1 pseudogene is annotated in these 456 nt (G+C 43.2%); it reads left to right on the top strand.

Features of this window, described 5'->3' with window-relative positions:
• Window positions 1–307: 307 nt before the first annotated feature.
• Window positions 308–456: pseudogene (locus Q5O73_RS10655) on the top strand (group II intron reverse transcriptase/maturase); the annotation flags it as partial.

Below are 456 nucleotides of genomic sequence, written 5' to 3'. Positions count from 1 at the left end.
ATCACATATAAGGCTAGGCTATGAGAGATAAGTTGGCTATAAGCAACGAAGTCTAATAACTATCACTTTTGTAGTAGCAGAGTAAATGTGGCGGATATATGGAGAGAAAGAGCGTGCACCTTAAGCGTGGAGGTCTCACAGAGGTTCCATTAGCCCAGTAACAACGAACTGTGAGAAGTCAGCCGAGCCCATAGTAGTGAAGAAGTTTCTGTAATGGAAATGGAGCGAAGGGGCGAACAATCAATAAGTTTGAGTATGTCTCGTATTGCAGAAATGACAACATCTGCCGTAACCAATCGGGTAAAAGATGGTCAAATCAAGCGAGACGGAAAGGAAAGAACGCATGGACACAAGTAGTCTAATGGAGCAGATTTTATCTAGCGATAATCTCAACAGAGCATATCTGCAAGTCGTACGAAATAAAGGTGCAGAGGGAGTGGACGGAATGAAGTACAC

It is taken from the genome of Eubacterium sp. AF15-50, from assembly GCF_934835595.1.
Classification (GTDB): domain Bacteria; phylum Bacillota; class Clostridia; order Lachnospirales; family Lachnospiraceae; genus Eubacterium_G; species Eubacterium_G segne.
The sequence above is the reverse complement of the archived record's forward strand: the minus strand, read 5'-3'. Positions and strand labels throughout refer to the sequence as shown.